Source organism: Haloferax sp. AB510, from assembly GCF_024136985.1.
GTDB lineage: Archaea > Halobacteriota > Halobacteria > Halobacteriales > Haloferacaceae > Haloferax.
Window position 1 is genome coordinate 1 of record NZ_JAMYJY010000080.1, and the last position, 17,697, is coordinate 17,697.

20 protein-coding genes are annotated in these 17,697 nt (G+C 67.4%); 14 read left to right on the plus strand and 6 right to left on the minus strand.

What is annotated here, in order from left to right:
- A partial coding sequence (locus tag NKF06_RS14570; protein ID WP_253245805.1) for a hypothetical protein occupies window positions 1-418 on the plus strand: 418 nt, incomplete at its 5' end.
- A gap of 33 nt (window positions 419-451) precedes the next feature.
- Here the strand turns inward: NKF06_RS14570 and gatE are convergent.
- From gatE to NKF06_RS14580, 3 genes are all read right to left on the minus strand, one after another.
- Window positions 452-2,326, minus strand: a complete 1,875-nt coding sequence (gene gatE, locus NKF06_RS14575; protein WP_253245806.1) for a Glu-tRNA(Gln) amidotransferase subunit GatE — start codon at window positions 2,324-2,326, stop codon at window positions 452-454.
- Window positions 2,327-2,373: 47 nt separating this feature from the next.
- Complete coding sequence (locus NKF06_RS21170; protein ID WP_309142137.1) at window positions 2,374-2,697, minus strand: HVO_2901 family zinc finger protein; 324 nt, start codon at window positions 2,695-2,697, stop codon at window positions 2,374-2,376.
- Window positions 2,698-2,774: 77 nt separating this feature from the next.
- Window positions 2,775-4,184: a class II fumarate hydratase gene (locus NKF06_RS14580; RefSeq protein WP_058826144.1), complete on the minus strand. Its 1,410-nt coding sequence runs from the start codon at window positions 4,182-4,184 to the stop codon at window positions 2,775-2,777.
- Window positions 4,185-4,427: 243 nt separating this feature from the next.
- On the opposite strand from NKF06_RS14580, the gene NKF06_RS14585 reads away from it, so the two are divergent.
- The 4 genes from NKF06_RS14585 to NKF06_RS14600 all read left to right on the plus strand — a co-directional run bounded on the left by NKF06_RS14585 (window position 4,428) and on the right by NKF06_RS14600 (window position 9,082).
- Window positions 4,428-5,798, plus strand: a complete 1,371-nt coding sequence (locus tag NKF06_RS14585; RefSeq protein ID WP_253245807.1) for an extracellular solute-binding protein — start codon at window positions 4,428-4,430, stop codon at window positions 5,796-5,798.
- A 24-nt stretch (window positions 5,799-5,822) separates the two neighbouring features.
- Window positions 5,823-6,893 carry a sugar ABC transporter permease gene (locus tag NKF06_RS14590; protein ID WP_253245808.1) on the plus strand — a complete coding sequence of 357 codons (1,071 nt, stop codon included), beginning with the start codon at window positions 5,823-5,825 and terminating at the stop codon, window positions 6,891-6,893.
- Window positions 6,890-7,849 (plus strand): carbohydrate ABC transporter permease, encoded by a 960-nt coding sequence (locus NKF06_RS14595; RefSeq protein WP_058826141.1) that lies wholly within the window; start codon window positions 6,890-6,892, stop codon window positions 7,847-7,849. The genes NKF06_RS14590 and NKF06_RS14595 overlap by 4 nt, the downstream gene beginning before the upstream one ends.
- Before the next feature lie 93 nt (window positions 7,850-7,942).
- On the plus strand, window positions 7,943-9,082 hold the full coding sequence (locus NKF06_RS14600; RefSeq protein WP_253245809.1) for an ABC transporter ATP-binding protein: 1,140 nt from the start codon (window positions 7,943-7,945) through the stop codon (window positions 9,080-9,082).
- An 89-nt stretch (window positions 9,083-9,171) separates the two neighbouring features.
- Here NKF06_RS14600 and NKF06_RS14605 read toward each other — a convergent pair whose 3' ends face one another.
- Entirely contained in the window at window positions 9,172-9,435 is a 264-nt protein-coding gene (locus tag NKF06_RS14605; protein WP_004974320.1) for a BolA family protein, read from the minus strand.
- A 90-nt stretch (window positions 9,436-9,525) separates the two neighbouring features.
- Between NKF06_RS14605 and NKF06_RS14610 the strand changes: the two genes are divergently transcribed.
- Window positions 9,526-9,963 (plus strand): hypothetical protein, encoded by a 438-nt coding sequence (locus NKF06_RS14610; RefSeq protein WP_058826139.1) that lies wholly within the window; start codon window positions 9,526-9,528, stop codon window positions 9,961-9,963.
- A 65-nt stretch (window positions 9,964-10,028) separates the two neighbouring features.
- On the opposite strand, the gene NKF06_RS14615 is transcribed toward NKF06_RS14610, so the two are convergent.
- Window positions 10,029-10,352 carry a hypothetical protein gene (locus NKF06_RS14615; RefSeq protein ID WP_004969267.1) on the minus strand — a complete coding sequence of 108 codons (324 nt, stop codon included), beginning with the start codon at window positions 10,350-10,352 and terminating at the stop codon, window positions 10,029-10,031.
- Between the two features lie 126 nt (window positions 10,353-10,478).
- On the opposite strand from NKF06_RS14615, the gene NKF06_RS14620 reads away from it, so the two are divergent.
- From NKF06_RS14620 to NKF06_RS14635, 4 genes are all read left to right on the plus strand, one after another.
- A complete protein-coding gene (locus NKF06_RS14620; RefSeq protein ID WP_253245810.1) occupies window positions 10,479-11,396 on the plus strand; it encodes a hypothetical protein in 918 nt (305 codons plus the stop codon).
- 51 nt (window positions 11,397-11,447) lie between these two features.
- A complete protein-coding gene (locus tag NKF06_RS14625) occupies window positions 11,448-12,365 on the plus strand; it encodes an A/G-specific adenine glycosylase (protein WP_253245811.1) in 918 nt (305 codons plus the stop codon).
- Between the two features lie 108 nt (window positions 12,366-12,473).
- Entirely contained in the window at window positions 12,474-13,478 is a 1,005-nt protein-coding gene (locus NKF06_RS14630) for an alpha/beta hydrolase (RefSeq protein WP_253245812.1), read from the plus strand.
- 34 nt (window positions 13,479-13,512) lie between these two features.
- The gene (locus NKF06_RS14635) at window positions 13,513-14,157 is read left to right on the plus strand and encodes a helix-turn-helix domain-containing protein (protein ID WP_004044712.1); all 645 of its coding nucleotides are present in this window, start codon (window positions 13,513-13,515) and stop codon (window positions 14,155-14,157) included.
- A gap of 13 nt (window positions 14,158-14,170) precedes the next feature.
- Here NKF06_RS14635 and NKF06_RS14640 read toward each other — a convergent pair whose 3' ends face one another.
- On the minus strand, window positions 14,171-14,512 hold the full coding sequence (locus NKF06_RS14640) for a DsrE family protein (protein WP_058826136.1): 342 nt from the start codon (window positions 14,510-14,512) through the stop codon (window positions 14,171-14,173).
- Between the two features lie 98 nt (window positions 14,513-14,610).
- Here NKF06_RS14640 and NKF06_RS14645 point away from each other — a divergent pair, with 98 nt between their 5' ends.
- The 4 genes from NKF06_RS14645 to NKF06_RS14660 form a co-directional block, all read left to right on the plus strand.
- Entirely contained in the window at window positions 14,611-15,189 is a 579-nt protein-coding gene (locus tag NKF06_RS14645) for an NADPH-dependent FMN reductase (protein WP_253245813.1), read from the plus strand.
- A 118-nt stretch (window positions 15,190-15,307) separates the two neighbouring features.
- Entirely contained in the window at window positions 15,308-15,895 is a 588-nt protein-coding gene (locus NKF06_RS14650; RefSeq protein WP_058568930.1) for a thymidine kinase, read from the plus strand.
- A gap of 83 nt (window positions 15,896-15,978) precedes the next feature.
- Entirely contained in the window at window positions 15,979-16,506 is a 528-nt protein-coding gene (locus NKF06_RS14655) for a YIP1 family protein (RefSeq protein WP_253245815.1), read from the plus strand.
- A gap of 127 nt (window positions 16,507-16,633) precedes the next feature.
- A partial coding sequence (locus NKF06_RS14660; RefSeq protein WP_253245814.1) for an OB-fold nucleic acid binding domain-containing protein occupies window positions 16,634-17,697 on the plus strand: 1,064 nt, incomplete at its 3' end.

The following is a 17,697-nucleotide window of genomic DNA, read 5'->3' on the forward strand; positions in this document are numbered from 1 at the left end:
CGCCCGCGGCTTCCTGACGCCCGCGCTCCTCGGCGGCGGCTACGCCCTCGCCACGCTCGCCGTCTGGACCGCGGCGCGACTCGCCACCGACGCGTTCCCCTCGGAACTGGTCGGTGACCCGCTGACTGCGGCGGGCTTCCTCGGATTCTCGTTTCTCCTGCTCGCCGGGTTCGTGGTCGCTGCGGCCCTGCTGTTCGCCCGCCGCGGGCTGGTCGCGCCGCTCGTCGGCCTGTTCGGCGTCACGGAACTCGTCTGGTGGGCGTTCCTCCACGTCCGCGGCGAGACGGACGCCCTCGGGATGTTCCTCTTCGTCGGGCCGGCGCTGTTGGTCCTTCTCCTCGTCGCGGCCGGCGTCGAGTACGCGGGGAGATGGGGCTGGCGGCGGTTCGTCCGCGAGGGCGGGCGCTCGGCGACGTGAGAACGGAGAAAAACCGGGTGCGGTCTGACGGCTTCAGGCCCGCTTTTGAATCTCCTCGCGGAGCACGTCGCTGACGATCTCGCCGTCGGCCTTACCGCGGAGCGCGCCCATCGCCTCGCCCATGAGCGCAGAGAACGCGCCCATGCCCTGCTGTTCGACTTGGTCGGCGTTGCGTTCGACGACCTCCGCGATGGCATCTCGGACCTCGTCTTCGGAGACGCCGGAGAGACCGGCCTCCTCGACGGCTTCCTCGGCCGTGAGGCTCGGGTTCTCGGCGATGGTGGCGAGCACGTCGTTGACGCCCTCCTTGGCGAGGTCGCCGTCCTCGACGAGGTGCATGACCGCGAGCAGGTGGTCGTCGGTGAGTTCGGAGACGGCCACGTCGTCGCGGCGGAGTTCGGTCAGCGTCGATTCGAGCAGGCCGGCCGCGAACGTCGCGTCGATACCGGCGTCCACCGCCTCCTCGAACAGCGGCATCGTCCGGCCGTAGGCGACCTGCTCCGCGAGGCCGGCGTCGAGGCCGAACTCGGCTTGGTAGCGGTCGACCTTCTCGGTCAGGAGTTCGGGCGTCTCCACGTCGCTCGGGTCGAGGTCGACGGTGAGCACGTCCGTCTCGGGGTACATCCGGGCCGCGCCGGGGAGCGGCCGGAGGTAGCGCGTCGTGCCGTCGTCGTTGGCTCCGCGGGTCTCCTCGGGGACTTCCTCGATGGCGACTTCGGCGCGCTCTGCGACCGCGTCGATGGCGAGGTCGGCCGTCTCGGGGTCGTCGGCGACGATGGCGACCGCGTCCTCGGGACCGGCGTCGACCGGCTCGCGGAGCGACTCGACTTCGGCCTCGGTGACGCCGTAGGCCGGGAGCTCGTCGGTGTGGAAGATGCCGCCCGCGCCGTGGCGCTTGGCGTGGTCGGAGAGTTCGGTACCGAGGCGGCGGTCGGGCTGGAGTTCGCGGCCGACGAGGCCGTCGAAGCCGTACAGGGGGACGGCCGTGACCTTCCCGCCGGCGTCCAGCGCGCCGCGGATGACGCCGGAGTCCGAGTCCTCGAACACGTCGGTCACGTCGGTCACGTCGCCGACGGAAGCGTCGCGCGACTGGAGTTCGTCGCGAATCTCGACCAGTTCGGCCTGTCGGCCGACCTCGAAGCGGACGATTTCGTCGATTTGGTCGAGCGCCTGCACGCCCTTGATTTCGACGCGCGCACCGTTGGCGATGGAGACGTTCACGTCCTGTCGGATGGTACCGAGGCCGCGTTTGACCTTGCCCGTCGAGCGCAGGAGCATGCCGATGGTCTGGGCCGCCTCGCGGGCCTGCTCGGGCGAGGAGATGTCCGGCCCGGTGCCGATTTCGACGAGCGGGATGCCGAGGCGGTCGAGGCTGTAGAGGACGCCGTCGTCGCGCTCTTCGACGCGCTGGGCGGACTCCTCTTCGAGCATGAGATCGACCACGGAGACGGGGCCCTCGCTGGTCTGAATCTCGCCTTCCTGCGCGATGAGCGACGAGCGTTGGAAGCCTGAGGTGTTCGAACCGTCGATGACGAGCTTGCGCATGACGTGCGCCTCGTCGACGACGTTCATGTCGAGCAGTTCGGCGATCTGCATGGCGACCGTGCGCGCCTCGTGGTCGAGTTCGTGCGGCGGCTCGTCGTCCTCTTCGACCAGACAGGTCGAGTCGTAGGCGAGGTACTCGAACTCGCGTTCGACGCGGCTCTCTTCGAGCGCGGCGTCGTCGAGTTCGCCCAGTTCGCTCTTGGTCGGGTGGAGGAAGCGCGTGAACGTGCGCGCGGCCTCGTCGGGCTCGCGGAGGTCGGTCGGACACCCGCAGAACAGCTTCGTCTCGGTGTCGAGTTGCTGGTGAATCTCCAGCCCAGCCACGAGGCCGAGGTCCTCGTAGTCGTAGTCGTAGTCGGTCATTGCTACTCCCTGCGTTCGGGGGGAGTAAAAAAGGATTCAGTCTGCCGTCAGAGGCGACGAAGCCCCTCGCCGATACCTTCGACCTGTTCACACTCGGGACAGACGTACGTCCACCCGTCGTTCGTCGCTCGTCCCTCCGGGAATACGGCCCCACAACCTCGACACTCCAACATGTCTCGCCCGCGGGCCCGCTGCTCTTGCAGTCCGGCCATACTGGTATAATCGTCAAAATCAGGCTTCAAAATACCGATTTTCGAGATTTCGTGACAGTTCTTCACTTGGGGGTGAATGTCACGGCGGTGCCGGAGTGCGATTGCTACCGCGAGCCGAGTAAATATAACTCTCTCTGTGGCTGAACTGACCGAAACCATCGAGCGCGCACCTCGAATCGGGGAACTTTCCCGGTCGTCCAGATGTGTCAAAAAGTAGACTGTTCTTCGGGCGGGGCTCAGTCGTCGCCGAGGATACCGCGATGGGTCATCTTCTCGGGGTCGAGCACCTCGTCGGCTTCCGCCTCGGTGAGGTAGCCTTCGTCGACGGCGACCTGCCGGACGCTCTTCCCGTCCGCGAGCGCCTTCTTGGCGACCTTCGAGGCCTTGTCGTAGCCGATTGCGGGGTTGAGCGCCGTCGCCAGCGCCATCGACTGTTCGACCCGCGTCTCGCAGTGTTCCTCGTTGGCTTCGAGCTTGGCGACGAAGCGCTCGGCGAACACCTCGGAGGAGTTCGCCAGCAGTTTCGCCGATTCGAGGAAGTTGTGCGCGAGGACGGGCTTGTAGAGGTTGAGGTCGATTTGGCCTTCCGCGGCACCGGCGGAGACGGCGGCGTCGTTGCCGACGACCTGCTTGTGGACCTGATTGACGGCCTCTGCGACGACCGGGTTGATTTTGCCGGGCATGATGGAGGAGCCGGGCTGGTTCTCCGGCTGTTCGAGTTCGCCGAGCCCGTTGCGCGGGCCCGACGCGAGCAGGCGGAGGTCATTGGCGATTTTGTTGAGGGAGCCGGCGACCGTGCGGAGCGCGCCGTGGGCCTCGCTCATCGCGTCGTGGGCCGCCTGCGCCTCGAAGTGGTTGTCGGCCTCGCGGAACTCGACGCCGGTCTCCTCGGACATGTACTCCGCGGCCTTCGCCGGGAACTCGGGGTGCGTGTTCAGTCCCGTGCCGACCGCGGTGCCGCCGAGCGCGAGTTCGCCGAGGTGCTCGCGCACGTTCTCGACGCGGCGGACGCCCTTTTCGACCTGCGTGCGGTAGCCGCCGAACTCCTGTCCGAGGCGGACGGGCGTGGCGTCCTGCAGGTGGGTGCGGCCGGTCTTGACGACGCCGTCGAACTCGTCTTCCTTGTCGCCGAGCGCCTCGGCGAGCGTCTCCAGCGCAGGAAGGAGGTCCTTCTCGACGGCTTCGAGGGAGGCGACGTGCATGGCGGTCGGAATCACGTCGTTCGAGGACTGGCCGAAGTTGACGTGGTCGTTCGGGTGGACGACGCGGTCGCCGATGCCCTCGCCCATAATCTCCGCGGCGCGGTTGGCGATGACCTCGTTGGCGTTCATGTTCGAGGAGGTCCCGGAACCGGTCTGGAACACGTCCACGGGGAACTGGTCGTCGAGTTCGCCGGCGATGACCTCGTCGGCGGCCTCGACGATGGCGGCCGCGACGTCCTCGTCTATCATGCCGAGGTCGCGGTTGGCCTGTGCGGCGGCCTTCTTCACCACGCCGAGCGCGCGGACGAAGCGCCGCCCGAAGGTGATACCGGAGATGGGGAAGTTCTCGACCGCCCGCTGGGTCTGTGCGCCCCAGTAGGCGTCGACAGGAACTTCCATCTCGCCGAGACTGTCCCGCTCGATTCGATAATCATCGTCGCCCATGGTTCGGGGGTCGTTTTGGCAGGGGGTAAAATCCATTGGTCCGTGCGTCCGACCCTCGTTCATGAAAATTGACTCATGTTTGAATGATTATTAATTGTCCTCGTAAGTGGATGCAGTCTTCCGATTCTGACCAAACAGTTACCTGATAACAAAAAAATTTACTCGATTTCGAATTGTTGATTTGGAAAGTCTTAAGTAAATCGTGTAAAATTCATTGGCTGGACTTGTCACGGACCAACAATCATGACTGACACACCCGATTCGGACGACGTTTCTCGACGCACGTATCTCAAACTCGCCGGCGGTGCCGGAGCCGCGACCTTCCTCGCGGGCTGTACCGGCGGCGGCGGAGAGTCGACGACGGAGTCCACGGACGGTTCCGGCGACTCCGAGAGCACCGAGGAGACGAGCGGTGACGACTCCGACTCCTCGACGGAGTACAACGCGCTCGAAGTGCAGCACTGGTGGACCGGCGGCGACGGCGGTGCCGCGGCGCAGGCACTCCTCGAAGGCTTCAGCGAGCAGTACCCGGACATCGAACTCACGGAGAACCCCGTCGCGGGCGGCGCTGGCCAAAATCTCCGCGCGGTCATCAAAAAGCGCATCCTGAACAACGACCCGCCGAGCACGTGGCAGGCGTGGCCCGGCGCGAACCTCCAGCCCTTCACGGACGCCGACAAACTGGAGGACATCGAGGAGTCCGTCTGGGGCCACAACGACATGAAGAACGCCTACCTCGACGGCCCCCAAGAGGCGGCTCAGCCGGCCGGTAACTACGTTTCGGTCCCGCTGAACATCCACCGCCTCAACAACCTCTTTTACAACGTCGAGGTCGTCGAGGACGCGGGTGTCGACCCCGCGAGCATCGACTCGCCGAGCGCCCTCGTGGACGCGATGGCGACCGTCGACGAGGCGGGCTACGTCGGGATGGCTCAGCAGACGAACTCCGCGTGGTCGACCGGCCAGCTCTGGGCGCAGGTGCTCCTCGGCGAGTACGGCGCAGACGTGTACGCCGACGTGACCGCCGGCAACGTCGAGGCCAACGCGGACGCCGTCCGCGACTCGCTCGACATCGTCAAGCAGTACGCCGAGTACTACCCGAACGACGCCGGGTCCATCTCGTGGCAGGACGCCAACTCGAAGGTCATCTCGGGCGACGCGGCGTTCTTCCACCAGGGTGACTGGGCGGCGGGAATGTACCGCGCACAGGACGACTTCGAGTACGAGACCAACTGGGACCACGTCGCGTTCCCGGGCACTGAGGGACTCTACTCGCTCAACATGGACTCGTTCCCGATGCCGACGAACAACCCGTCCCCCGAGGCGACGAAGGCGTTCCTCCGCTACGTCGGCTCGGTCGACGCCCAAGAGCGGTTCAACCCGAAGAAGGGCTCCATCCCGCCGCGGACCGACGTGCCGCAGGACGCCTTCGGGCCGTTCCTCCAGAACCAGATGGACGACTTCTCCAACTCCGAGGCCCAGCCGCTGTCGATTCAGCACGGCCTCGCCGTCGCCCCCGACGCGCTCACCGCGTTCGAGGACGCGATGGCCTCGTTCATCTCCAGCTACGACGTGGAGGCGGCCTACAGCGCCATCCAGTCGGCGTTCCAGTAAGGGAGCACTCCCCCATTTCCGATTATGTCATCACACATCCTCAAGCGACTCCTGGACCGTCTGCGAGACGACGGCCAGCCGGTTCGAACCGACGGCGGGACGGCCGCCGCGGGGAGTGAAACGGCCGGGGACGCCCCCGACCTCGGGTCGGCGTTGTCGTCGCTCCGCGAGAGCGACGCGGTCCGCTCCGCGCCGTTTTGGCTCCCGCCGTTCCTGCTGATGGGCTTTTTCGTCTACGGCGCTATCAGCTGGAACATCGTCATCTCCTTCACCGACTTCGGCGGGCTCACACTGCCGACGTACGACCCCTCGACGTTCGACCTGGAGATGTACCGGCGGGCCTTCTCGGACGGCCAGTTCTGGATCGCCACCCGAAACACGTTCGTGCTCCTCATCTCGTTTACCGGCCTCTCGCTGGCCGGGGGGCTCGGCCTCGCCATCCTCGTCGACCGCGGCATCCGGTTCGAAAACTGGTTCCGCACCATCTACCTCCTGCCGTTCAGCCTGTCGTTCGTCGTGACGGCGGTGTTCTGGCGGTGGATGTACAACTTCGATTCGGGGCTCATCAACGCCTTCCTGCGGAGTATCGGCCTCGACTTCGTCGCGTCGAAGTGGCTCACCGGCAGCATCGACACGGGCGCGCTCGGGGCGATACCGCTCGTCCCCGACACGTTCTACTTCAAGCTGTTTGCGGTCATCTTCGCGCTGCTCTGGCAGTTCAGCGGCTACGCGATGGTCGTCTACCTCGCGGGGCTCCGCGCGATTCCGAACGACCAGTACGAGGCCGCGCGGGTCGACGGCGCGTCCATCCTGCGGATGTACCGGCGGGTCATCCTGCCGCAACTCCGCGCCTCGACGGTGAGCGCCGCGGTCGTCCTCATGGTGTTCGCGCTCAAGGCGTTCGACTTCCTGTACGTCCTGTTCGGGAGCAACCCCGGGCCGACGGCGGACATCCTCTCGACGATGATGTACCGACAGGCGTTCTCCGCCAACCAGTGGGCCTACGGCTCCGCCATCGCCGTGATCCTGTTCCTCGTGGCACTGACCGTGGTCGCGCCGTACCTCTACGGCGAGTACCGGCGGGGTGAACTATGAGCGTCCGCGACGACCTCGCAGAGCGAGTCGGCGTCGACCTCGAAGCCGTCGACCCGCTGCGCGTCGCCCTCTACGCGACGCTCGTCGGGCTGGTGGCGTTCTACCTGTCGCCCCTCGAATCGGGGCTGATGACCGCGCTGAAGACCGAAGCCGAGTTCGCCACGTCGCCGCCGTTCGTGCCGCCGACGGTCGAAGGCTTCACGCTCGAACCGTTCGGCGTCGCCCTCGACACGCTGTCGTCGGCCATCCTCAACAGCATCATGCTGGCCGTGCCGGCGACGGTGCTGTCGGCGCTGTTCGGCAGTTTCGCGGCGTACGGCCTCACGAACTTCGAGTGGCGCGGCCAACTCGGCGTCGTCGCGCTGTTCATCGCGGGCATCTTCATCCCGTACCAGGCGGTTCTCATCCCGCTGTCGCGGCTCTGGGCCATCGTGGACACGCAGTCGTTGCTCGCGCCGGTTCTCGACATCACGGTGTTCTCGGCGCAGGTACCCGTCCTCGGGACGGTCGAACTCGCCACGCACCCGCACTACGCGAGCATCATCAACCTCATCATCACCCACACGGCGTACGGGATTCCTATCACGACGCTGCTGTTCCGAGGCTACTACAAGAAGCTCTCGACGGAGATGCTGGAGGCCGCCCGCCTCGACGGAGCGGGCGCGTTCACCGTCTACCGCCGCATCGTGCTCCCGCTTTCGATGCCGATGTTCGCGGTGACCCTCATCTACCAGTTCACGCAGGTCTGGAACGACCTGCTGTTCGCGCTCATCATCATCCCCTCGGGGTCCGGCCCCGCGGCGGTGGCGACCATCGCGCTCAACGAACTGACCGGCGGCATCATCCAGACGTTCAACACGCAGATGGCCGGCGCGTTCGTCGCCGCCCTGCCGACGTTGCTCGTCTACGTCCTGTTCGGGGACAAGTTCGCGAAGGGGGTTGCGGGCAACACATGAGCCGACTCGCACGCGGCGCGTTCGGCTCCTGCCGCACCCGTCGCACCCCTCTCGTCGCATCGCAGACGACCACCACGACACGTACACAGACCCATGGCTGACCTCACGCTCGACCACGTATCGAAGTTCTTCGACGACGGCGGATCCAAAGTCGTCGCCGTCGACGACGCCTCCGTGACCATCGAGGACGGCGAGTTCCTCGTCCTCGTCGGTCCCTCGGGGTGCGGCAAATCGACCACGCTCCGCATGATTGCGGGGCTGGAGACCGTCTCCGAGGGCGAGATTCGCCTCGGCGACGACCGGATGGACAACCGCCCGCCGCGCGACCGGGACATCGCGATGGTGTTCCAGTCGTACGCGCTGTACCCGCACATGACCGTCCGCGGGAACATGCGCTTCGGGCTGGAGGAGTCGACCGACATGGCCGACGCCGACATCGACGAACTCGTCGAGGAGACGTCGTCCATGCTCGGCATCGCCAACCTGCTCGACCGCAAGCCCGGCGAACTCTCCGGCGGCCAGCAACAGCGGGTCGCCCTCGGCCGCGCAATCGTGCGCGACCCCGAGGTGTTCCTGATGGACGAACCGCTGTCCAACCTGGACGCGAAGCTCCGCTCGCAGATGCGGACCGAACTCCAGCGCCTCCAGGAGGACCTCGGCGTCACCACCGTCTACGTCACCCACGACCAGACGGAGGCGATGACGATGGGCGACCGCATCGCCATCCTCAACGACGGCGAACTCCAGCAGGTCGCCACGCCGCTGGAGGCGTACCACCGGCCGGCGAATCGCTTCGTCGCGGGCTTCATCGGCGAGCCGTCGATGAACTTCTTCGAGATGGAAGTGCAGGGTGACGAACTCGTCGGCGACGCCTTTTCCTACGACCTCTCCGCGAAGTCCGCGGAGGCGGTCGAGGGCTCGGAGCGCGTCACCCTCGGCATCCGTCCCGAGGACGTCGAAGTCATCGGCGACGCGGCCGCGGACCACGCTTACGAGACGACCGTCGACGTGGTCGAACCGATGGGTAACGAAAACGCGGTCTACCTCGACCTCGGCGGCGAGCGCCGCTTCGTCGCCACCGTCGGCGGCATGCGCCGGGTCGAAGCCGGTGAGTCCGTCGTCGCCCGCATCCCCGAGGACGCGGTTCACCTGTTCGACGCGACCACCGGCGAGACGCTCCAGAACCGGTCGTTAGAGTCGGCCGACCTCGACGCGCCGGAAGCGAACCTCTGAGCGGGCCGTTCAGGTTCGGTCGGGTTCAGTCAGTCGGTCGCTTTTCGGTCCGGTCCCTTTTCCTCAGTTCGTCGCTCGCGGCGGTTCGCTCACTCCTCCAGCGCCGCGTACTCTTCGGGCGTGTACGTCTTCAGTTCCATCGCGTGGATGTCAGTCGTCATGTGGTCGCCGAGGGCGTCGTAGACGAGTTGGTGCTGCTTGACCAGCGACTTCCCCTCGAAGGCGGGCGAGACGACGACGGCGGCGTAGTGGTCGTCCTCGTGGTTCTCGTCGACCGTTCGCGGCCGCGAGACCGTCGCGTCGGCGTCCTCGATGTGCGATTCGATGAGTTCCTCGATGGCGGCGAGTTCCATGTGCGTACTGGCGGCCCGCGCCGGCAAAAAGCGTCCGGGAACCGGGCGCACTCGCGGAGGTTTTTATCCGGTGACGACCCACCTCGGTTCGTGACTGACGTGACATCTCACGACGGACTCGCCGAGGAGGCCGCTCGCGTGCTCCGCGACGAACACGAGCGACTGCTGACCGTCGTCGGCCAATGCGCCACCGCCGTCGCCGCGGAGTGGGACGGCGACTCGGTGGCGGACCGCGAGCGCGTCATGCCGCCGTTCAGGCGCGCTCTCGACGGTTCCGGCGCGCTTTCTCGCCTCCCGCGGGCGCTCGCCGACGCGGTGACGGCAACCGGCAGACCGATGGCTGCGCCGCCCGTCGCGTCCCCGCCGTACGTGGTCGTCACCGGCGAGGGCGTCGTCCTCCGCGCCAACCTCGGCGAGGAGCGACTGGTGGTGCTCCTCCGGACGTTCGAAGTCGTCCGCGACGGCGACGACGGGGACCACCGCTACCGCCGCATCGACGGCGTCGAAATCGAAGCCGAAATCGTCTGAGCCGAGTCGCTGCGTCTCGACCGCGGAGCGCGCTTCGTCACCCGGCGTGTCGGTCTCGTCCGCGGTTACATCTGATAGCGGCGCACGTCGTCCCGCGGCGGGGCCTGTGACTGCCCGGTCATCTCCTCGTAGGTCATCCCCGCGAGGTACTCGTCGTAGGTCACGTCGTAGCCCTGCCGGAGGTGGAAGTCGAGTTGGCCGCGGTCGAGTTCCGACTGGAACAGCGCGTGGACCGCCCGGCGGACGAGTTCGTCCGCGTCGTCGGGGTCGAACAGGGCGACGAGCATGGCGAGTTCGTGTCGCGTCTCGCGGTCGAGCGACACGTCGAGGCTGTCGCCGAGGTCTCCGTAGGCCGCGTCAACGTCGTCTGTGAGTTCGTCGAGCGTCATCGCCCGGCGATGGGGCCGTCACGGGGATACGCGTTTCGACCGCGGTAGCTGTCCGCTGTTCGTCCCGCCGGCCGGTCGACGGTTCCCGACAGAAGACACTTACTGGTGATTCGGCAATTTCCGCGCATGTCCCCGGAACTCTCTCGACGGTCCTTCCTCGGCGGCCTCGTGGCCGGTTCGGCCCTTCTCTCGGGCTGTCTCGGCGGGCTCCCGGGCGATAGCTGTACCTCCAGTTACTCGCTCGAAGCGACGGCACTCTCCGATCCGGAACTGGTCGATACCGTCATCCAGGACTTCCACGAGCACGCTGAGACGGTGTCGCGTCTCGTCGCAACTGCGGCCAGCGAGGGCGAGGCCACGTACAGTACGTACCGCCATTTCCCGCTCGATTCGGGCGACTACGTCGAACACGACGGCGCGTACTACCGCGTCGAACGAGAGCGAATCGAGACGCGAGAACGCACCGCTCGCGAGGTCGAAATCGAGTACGACCGAACCGAGTCGCCACCGACCGGGGCGACGGTCTTCGACTTCGATGAACTCCCGAAGGCCGACCGCGAGGCGTTCCTCGCCGCGTATCTGAGCAAAGATTTCGAGAGCGGCGACGGCCCGCAAGGGTTCGCAACTGGATACACGTACGTCTATCCCGACGGTGCCGACTCTCAACTCATCGACGCCGGAACTGTCTGGGTACGCTACGATGGGCGACCGTTCGAGGTGACCGTCGGCGAGACGCGAACCGTCGAAGAAGAGACCTTCAGATACACGCTCGAACAGGTCGGCGAAGACAGGGCGGCGTTCGTCGCGTTCGTTCACGAGGAACTCGTCGTTCCGCTCGACGACCTCCCCGACGCCGAGCGCGCGGTGTTCGAGCGCGCAATCGACGGAGAGGTAGACGAGTGCGAACCGCTCTCCGACGACTTCGCCGCGCTCAAAGACCGACTATCCGAGATTCCCGGGTGGAGCGGGGCCGGCTACGGTGACCGACTCGTGGCGTACGAGGGGACCACGTACGAAGTGACGCTCATGAACGCGGTCGTCTGATGACCGCTCGGCATCGCCACGGCTAAACGCGGGCCGTCCCAAGCCGGGGCGATGAGTGACGCGCCGTCCGAACTCCCCGCCGACCTCGACCGCGAAGCAGTCCAGTCCGCGCTCACCGAGTGGTACGAGGCCGACCACCGGGACTTCCCGTGGCGGCGCACCGACGACCCCTACGAGATTCTCGTCTCCGAGGTGATGAGCCAGCAGACCCAACTCGGCCGCGTGGTCGAGGCGTGGGAGGCGTTCCTCGACGAGTGGCCGACGACGGCCGACCTCGCGGCGGCCGACCGCGCCGACGTGGTGGGCTTCTGGACGAACCACCGACTGGGCTACAACAACCGCGCGAAGTACCTCCACGAGGCCGCCCGGCAGGTCGAAGAGGACCACGGCGGCGAGTTCCCCCGGACGCCCGACGGCCTCTCGGAACTGATGGGCGTCGGCCCCTACACCGCCAACGCGGTCGCTTCCTTCGCGTTCAACAACGGCGACGCGGTGGTCGATACCAACGTTAAGCGAGTCCTCCATCGCGCCTTCGCGGTCCCCGACGACGACGCGGCGTTCGAGGCCGCCGCCTCGGAACTCATGCCCGACGGCGAGTCCCGCGTCTGGAACAACGCCATCATGGAACTCGGCGGGGTCGCCTGCGGGAAGACGCCCACCTGCGACGAGTCCGGCTGTCCGTGGCGGCAGTTCTGTCACGCCTACGAGACGGGTGACTTCACCGCGCCCGACGTGCCGACCCAGCCGAGTTTCGAAGGGAGTCGGCGGCAGTTCCGCGGCCGGGTCGTCAGGATTCTCGGCGAGTACGACGAACTCGGCCTCTCGGAGTTGGGGCCGCGAGTCCGCGTCGATTACGGCGGCGACACGGGAGCGGAGTGGCTCCGCGGTCTCGTCGACGACCTCGAATCCGACGGCCTCGTCGACGTCGCGGAGGGCGACGACGGCGTCCGCGTCTCGCTGGCGAAGTAGCCCGCGCTCCGTTGATGGCGCTCGCCGCGGTTGTCTCGTCGCCCGTATTTATCCCACCGGACTAGTCCGGCAGCAGTCGCACCCCTCGGTTCCGACTACGTACACTCGATGGCAACACGCGACGCGTCGTCGTTCGACCCTCGCGAAGCCGCGGAGTCCGCCGAAGCGAAGACCCTCGCGCTGGACGGCGGAGGGCGACTCGCATACGCCGAGTACGGCGATTCCGACGGCATCCCGGTCGTGTTTCTCCACGGCGCGCCGGGGTCGCGCCTGCTCGGGGCGCTGTTCGACGCGCCGGCCGAGGAGCGCGGAATCAGAGTCCTCGCCCCCGACAGACCCGGCTACGGGCTGTCGTCGCCGCGCCCGATACCCGAGGAATCGGGCGAGTCGAGCCAGCGGTCCGCGGCACTTGCACCCGCGGACTTCTTCGATGCGCTTCTCGACGACATCGGCGCGCAATCGGCGGGGGTCGTCGCGTTCTCCGGTGGGAGCCGCGACGCGTTGGCTGTCGCGTCGGCGCGACCGGACAGGGTTCGGCACGTGAGCGTCGTCGCGGGGGCGGTTCCCCCGGGAGCGCGCGAGGAGACGCCCGGCACGCAACGACTCCTGTCGTGGCTGGCGACGAACGTGCCGGCGCTCCTCGGCTATCTCTTCCGCGGACAGGCGTGGCTCGCCGACAGACTCGACCCCTCGGTCGTCGTCGCGCAGTACACGGCCGACGACGCGGCCGGAGCGGTTCCAGAGGGGGTCGCCGCAGTGGTGCGAGACGACTTCGTTGCAGGGGTCAGTCGCTCGCGGCGGGGCGTAGTCGACGACTTCCGGGCCGCGGCCGCGCCGTGGGGGATTCCCTTCGACGACATCGAGGCCAACGTGTCTCTGTGGCACGGCGACGCAGACACGAACGTCCCGATAGCCGGCGCGAGACGCCTCGAATCCGAGATATCCGGCGCGCGGCTTCGAGAGGTGCGTGGCGCAGATCACCTCCGGACGCTCCTCCGAAGCGTCCCCGACGCGCTGGACGAACAGTGCCGTGCCGCGGGGTCGCTCGACCCGGATGCTTCGGACGCCTCTCCGGGGTCGACCGCCGCCGCCGAATCGCACCACCGCGTTTGATATACCGGACCGAAAAACGGTCGGTCGAAACGGAATGAAACACGCCCAGTTCTCGGTCGACTACCCGGACCGACTGGTCCACCCGCTCCAGCGCGGGATGATGCGCGACTCGCCGGTCGACCGGGCGGAGCTGTTGATGTGGAGTCCGACGGCCGACGCGACGACGCTGTTCTGGTTCGACGGCGACCGAGACGCGGCCGACGCGCTCGTTTCGGGCGTCGATTCGCTCGTTCGGGCGCACTTCGTCGAGGGCGCGGAGGGGACCTACGGCTTCCTCCACCAGCGCGACTACGAGTTCGCGGACCCGCTTCTCGGAGTCATCGCCGACTCGCGGGTGATCTTCCTCCCGCCGGTGGTGTTCCACGCCACCGGATCCGTCCGGTTCGAGGCGGTCGGGGAGGTGTCGGCGCTCAGCGCGTTTTACGACGACATCGCAGCGCTCGGCGACCTCACGGTCGAGCGCGTGCAACCCTTCGACCGGCGGCGGTCTCCCTCGCAGCTCACCGACCGACAGCGGGCCGCGCTGGAGACCGCGGTCTCGACCGGCTACTACGAAATCCCTCGCGAGGGGTCGGTCGCGGACGTGGCCGACGCGCTCGACTGCTCGACGAGTACGGCCGGCGAGCTACTCCGAAAGGCCGAGGCGACGGTGCTCCGGGAGTTCGTCGGTTCGGGGTGACGCGCGCCGACGCTTACGGCACCTTCAGATAGGCGTCGCCCGCGGCCTGTCGCGTCACGAGTTCGCCGACGCCCGAGGGAACGACCTCGACGCCGTCGGCCAGTTGGTCGGTGTCGATGCCGCGGCCATCGAGGGAGTTCCGACAGGCGCAACAGCGAACGCCGGCCTCGAACAGCGGATCGAGGCGGTCGCGGACGGGCGAGTCGGCGAGAAAGAGGAGCGCCGCGTCGCCGTTGGCGAGGAGCGTGACCTCGCCCGTCTCGACCGTCTCGTCGTCGAGCAGGTTTCGGACGTTGCGGATGGCGTGCCGCCAGTCGCCGAGGTCGGCGCTGGAGACGTGGAAGACGACGTTCACGGTTGGTTTTCGCACCCTGGGTCCCTGTGTGTTGTGTCCGTCCGGCACGGCCGAGTGCGGCCGACGAGATTTTCACGGCGCTCTCGGAGATACAGGGTATGACGCAGCCACACGTAGTCGCCATCTGCGGCAGTCTCCGCGACCACAGCTACACCAGATTGGCGCTCGAACACGCTCTCGTCGGTGCGTCGGCCGCCGGCGGTACGACGGAACTCGTGGACCTCCGCGAGTACGACCTTCCGCCGCTCGATGCCGACTACGACGAGCAAGGGGATTCGGCCGAACTCCGCAGCGTCGTCGACGGCGCGGACGCGGTCATCCTCGGCACGCCGGTCTACCACGGCTCGTACTCCGGCGTCCTCAAGAACGCCCTCGACTACTGCGGCTTCGACGAGTTCGGCGAGAAGACCGTGGGCCTCCTCGCCGTCGCCGGCGGCTCGTTCCCCGTGACCGCCCTCGAACACCTCCGGTCGGTCTGCCGGTCGCTGAACTCGTGGGTGCTCCCCCATCAGGTCGCGATTCCCCGTGTCTCCTCGTCGTTCGACGGCGACGACCTCGCGAGCGAGGACCTGCGCAAGCGGGTCGAGCGACTCGGCCGCGACGCGGTCGTCTACGCCAACATCGAGCCCGAGCCGCCGACGTTCGAAAGCGGCGAGAACGTCGGAGCGGACGACTGAGCCGCCGTCACGCGCTGTTTCGAACGCGGCGACGGTTCGGTGGGCCGACCCGTCTCGACGCCCGACCGTCGCGGCAGATGAACAATCGTTTTGACCCTCCTCGTCCCCCAGTCAGGATATGCACGCCATCACGCAGAGCGGATGGATAGAGGTCATCTCCGGCTCTATGTTCTCGGGGAAGACGGAGGAGCTCCTTCGACGCCTCCGCCGGGCCGAAATCGCGGGACAGGAGATCTCGGTGTTCAAACCCCAGCTCGACGACCGCTACGGCGAGACGACGGTCGGCTCTCACGCCGGTCGTTCGTGGGAGGCGAGCGTCGTCCCTTCCGAGGGCGAGGGCGTCTGGCAAATCGCCGAGGAACTCAACGGTGAGGACGTGGTCGCCATCGACGAGGCGAACTTCTTCTCGGCCGAGCTGGTCGACGTGTGCGAGGCGCTGGCCGCCGACGGCAAGCGCGTCGTCGTCTCGGGAACCGACCAGACGTTCCGCGCCGAACCGTTCGAACCGGTCCCCCAACTGATGGCGCTCGCCGAGTACGTCGACAAGCTCCAAGCTATCTGCACCATCTGCGGCGAGCCGGCGACCCGAAACCAGCGACTCATCGACGGTGAGCCGGCCCACGTCGACGACCCGACCATCCTCGTCGGCGCGGAGGAGTCCTACGAGGCGCGGTGCCGGAACTGTCATACCCTCCGGCGGGACTAGAGGCTAGCGTGACTACTTGGGTCGAAACCCCACGGGAGGGCCGCGACCGCGGGCTGACCGGTCTCCTCCGCGCGTGGCTCGCCGTGGTCGTCCGCCCTCGTCAGTTCTTCCGCGACGGGGTCGCGCCCGGCGACCAAGCGCCCGGACTGGTGTTCGCCATCGCGGTTGCGCTCGTCTACCAGGGGCTCGGGTTCGCCCTCGCGCCGGCGACGATTCCGGCCATCGAGGGCGGCCCGCTCGTCTCCGCGCTCGTCGCCCTGCTCGTCGTCGCGCTGTTCGTCGCGCCGGCGCTCCTCCACCTGACGGCGGCCATCCAGACGGCGCTTCTCATCCCGCTTTTGTCCCGCCGCGCGGGGGTGAGCGAGACGGTGCAGGTCATCGCCTACGCCGCCGCGCCGTGCGCCTTCGCCAGCCTCCCGATTCCCGGCGTCCGCGCGCTGTGCGCCGTCTACGGCGCGGTCCTCCTCATCGTCGGCATCAGCGAGGTCCACCAGACGACGGTTCCAAAGGCGGCGCTCGCCGCGGCCGTCCCCGCCGGCGTGGTGTTCGGCTACGCCTTCGGCGGCTTCCGCGCCCTCTCGGAACTCGCCGCGGCGCTCGCGCTCGTCTGAGTCGAACCTCGCCTCGAATTCCCCCGTTTTGACCGACGGAGCGCCGTTTTTCCGCCCGTGCACGCGCTACTCTCCTTCTGAGCGTTTTTCGACAATCGTTTTAGTTAGGGGTTGTTTGCTCAACGCAATGGATTGGATTACGCACGAGGAGGACGTCTGGTTCGAATTCCGGGGCAATAGCCCCCACCAGCTCGTCCCCGGCCGATTTTACAAAGGCACCGTCGACGGGTACGCCGACTTCGGTGTCTTCGTTGACCTCGCTTCGAACGTGACCGGACTTCTGCACCGCAGCGAACTCGACCGCCGCCTCGAATCCCTCGAATGGGAGCCGGGCGACGAGGTGTTCGTCCAAGTGAAGAACGTCCGCGACAACGGCAACATCGACCTCGGCTGGTCGATTCGCCAGTCCGACTCGGAGTTCCGCGGCGCTCGCATCCACGACCCCGACGGCGACGCCGACGGCCAGCCCGTCGAGAAGGAAGCCGAGAGCAGCGGTCCAGCGACCGTCAAGACGCGCCCGAAGACGGGCAAGACGACGAAGCCCGTCGGCGCGAGCACGTCGTCCGAGACGGCCGAGTCCGAACCCGAACAGGAACCCGAACAGGAAGCCGAATCTGAGCCCGAACAGGACGCCGCGTCCGAGTCCGACGCCGGAGACGAGGACCGCGCGCCGACCGCCGGCGATATCGTCGACGACATCGCCGCCAACGGCGAGTCCGAGCAGGACCTCGAAGCGGAACCCGAAAGCGAACCCGAGCCTGAGTCGGAGCCCGAACAGGACGACACCGACGCCGAGCAGGAAGCCGAGACCGAGGCTGACGCCGACGCTGACGAGGCAGAGCGCGTGACGCTCGCCAGCATCGACGACCGCGTCGGCGACGTGATTCGCGTCGAGGGCGAAATCGCAAGCGTCCGCCAGACCGGCGGCCCGACGGTGTTCGAACTCCGCGACGAGACGGCCATCGCCGACTGCGCGGCCTTCGTCGAGGCCGGCGTCCGCGCGTACCCCGAAGTCGAAGTGGGCGACTACGTCCGCATCGACGGCGAGGTCGAGCGCCGCCGCGGCGAACTCCAGATCGAGACCGAGGAGCTGACGATTCTCGACGGCGACGAGGCCGACACCGTGGCCCAGCGCCTCGCGGACGCCCTCTCGGACGAGGCCCGCCCGGACGCCGTCGCGCCCCTCGCGGC

Bases quoted from the DNA above. Each gene is read 5' to 3' on its own strand.
- gatE (WP_253245806.1), bottom strand. From the start codon at position 2,326: ATGACCGACTACGACTACGACTACGAGGACCTCGGCCTCGTGGCTGGG.
- NKF06_RS21170 (WP_309142137.1), bottom strand. From the start codon at position 2,697: ATGGTTTCGGTCAGTTCAGCCACAGAGAGAGTTATATTTACTCGGCTC.
- NKF06_RS14580 (WP_058826144.1), bottom strand. From the start codon at position 4,184: ATGGGCGACGATGATTATCGAATCGAGCGGGACAGTCTCGGCGAGATG.
- NKF06_RS14585 (WP_253245807.1), top strand. From the start codon at position 4,428: ATGACTGACACACCCGATTCGGACGACGTTTCTCGACGCACGTATCTC.
- NKF06_RS14590 (WP_253245808.1), top strand. From the start codon at position 5,823: ATGTCATCACACATCCTCAAGCGACTCCTGGACCGTCTGCGAGACGAC.
- NKF06_RS14595 (WP_058826141.1), top strand. From the start codon at position 6,890: ATGAGCGTCCGCGACGACCTCGCAGAGCGAGTCGGCGTCGACCTCGAA.
- NKF06_RS14600 (WP_253245809.1), top strand. From the start codon at position 7,943: ATGGCTGACCTCACGCTCGACCACGTATCGAAGTTCTTCGACGACGGC.
- NKF06_RS14605 (WP_004974320.1), bottom strand. From the start codon at position 9,435: ATGGAACTCGCCGCCATCGAGGAACTCATCGAATCGCACATCGAGGAC.
- NKF06_RS14615 (WP_004969267.1), bottom strand. From the start codon at position 10,352: ATGACGCTCGACGAACTCACAGACGACGTTGACGCGGCCTACGGAGAC.
- NKF06_RS14620 (WP_253245810.1), top strand. From the start codon at position 10,479: ATGTCCCCGGAACTCTCTCGACGGTCCTTCCTCGGCGGCCTCGTGGCC.
- NKF06_RS14625 (WP_253245811.1), top strand. From the start codon at position 11,448: ATGAGTGACGCGCCGTCCGAACTCCCCGCCGACCTCGACCGCGAAGCA.
- NKF06_RS14630 (WP_253245812.1), top strand. From the start codon at position 12,474: ATGGCAACACGCGACGCGTCGTCGTTCGACCCTCGCGAAGCCGCGGAG.
- NKF06_RS14635 (WP_004044712.1), top strand. From the start codon at position 13,513: ATGAAACACGCCCAGTTCTCGGTCGACTACCCGGACCGACTGGTCCAC.
- NKF06_RS14645 (WP_253245813.1), top strand. From the start codon at position 14,611: ATGACGCAGCCACACGTAGTCGCCATCTGCGGCAGTCTCCGCGACCAC.
- NKF06_RS14650 (WP_058568930.1), top strand. From the start codon at position 15,308: ATGCACGCCATCACGCAGAGCGGATGGATAGAGGTCATCTCCGGCTCT.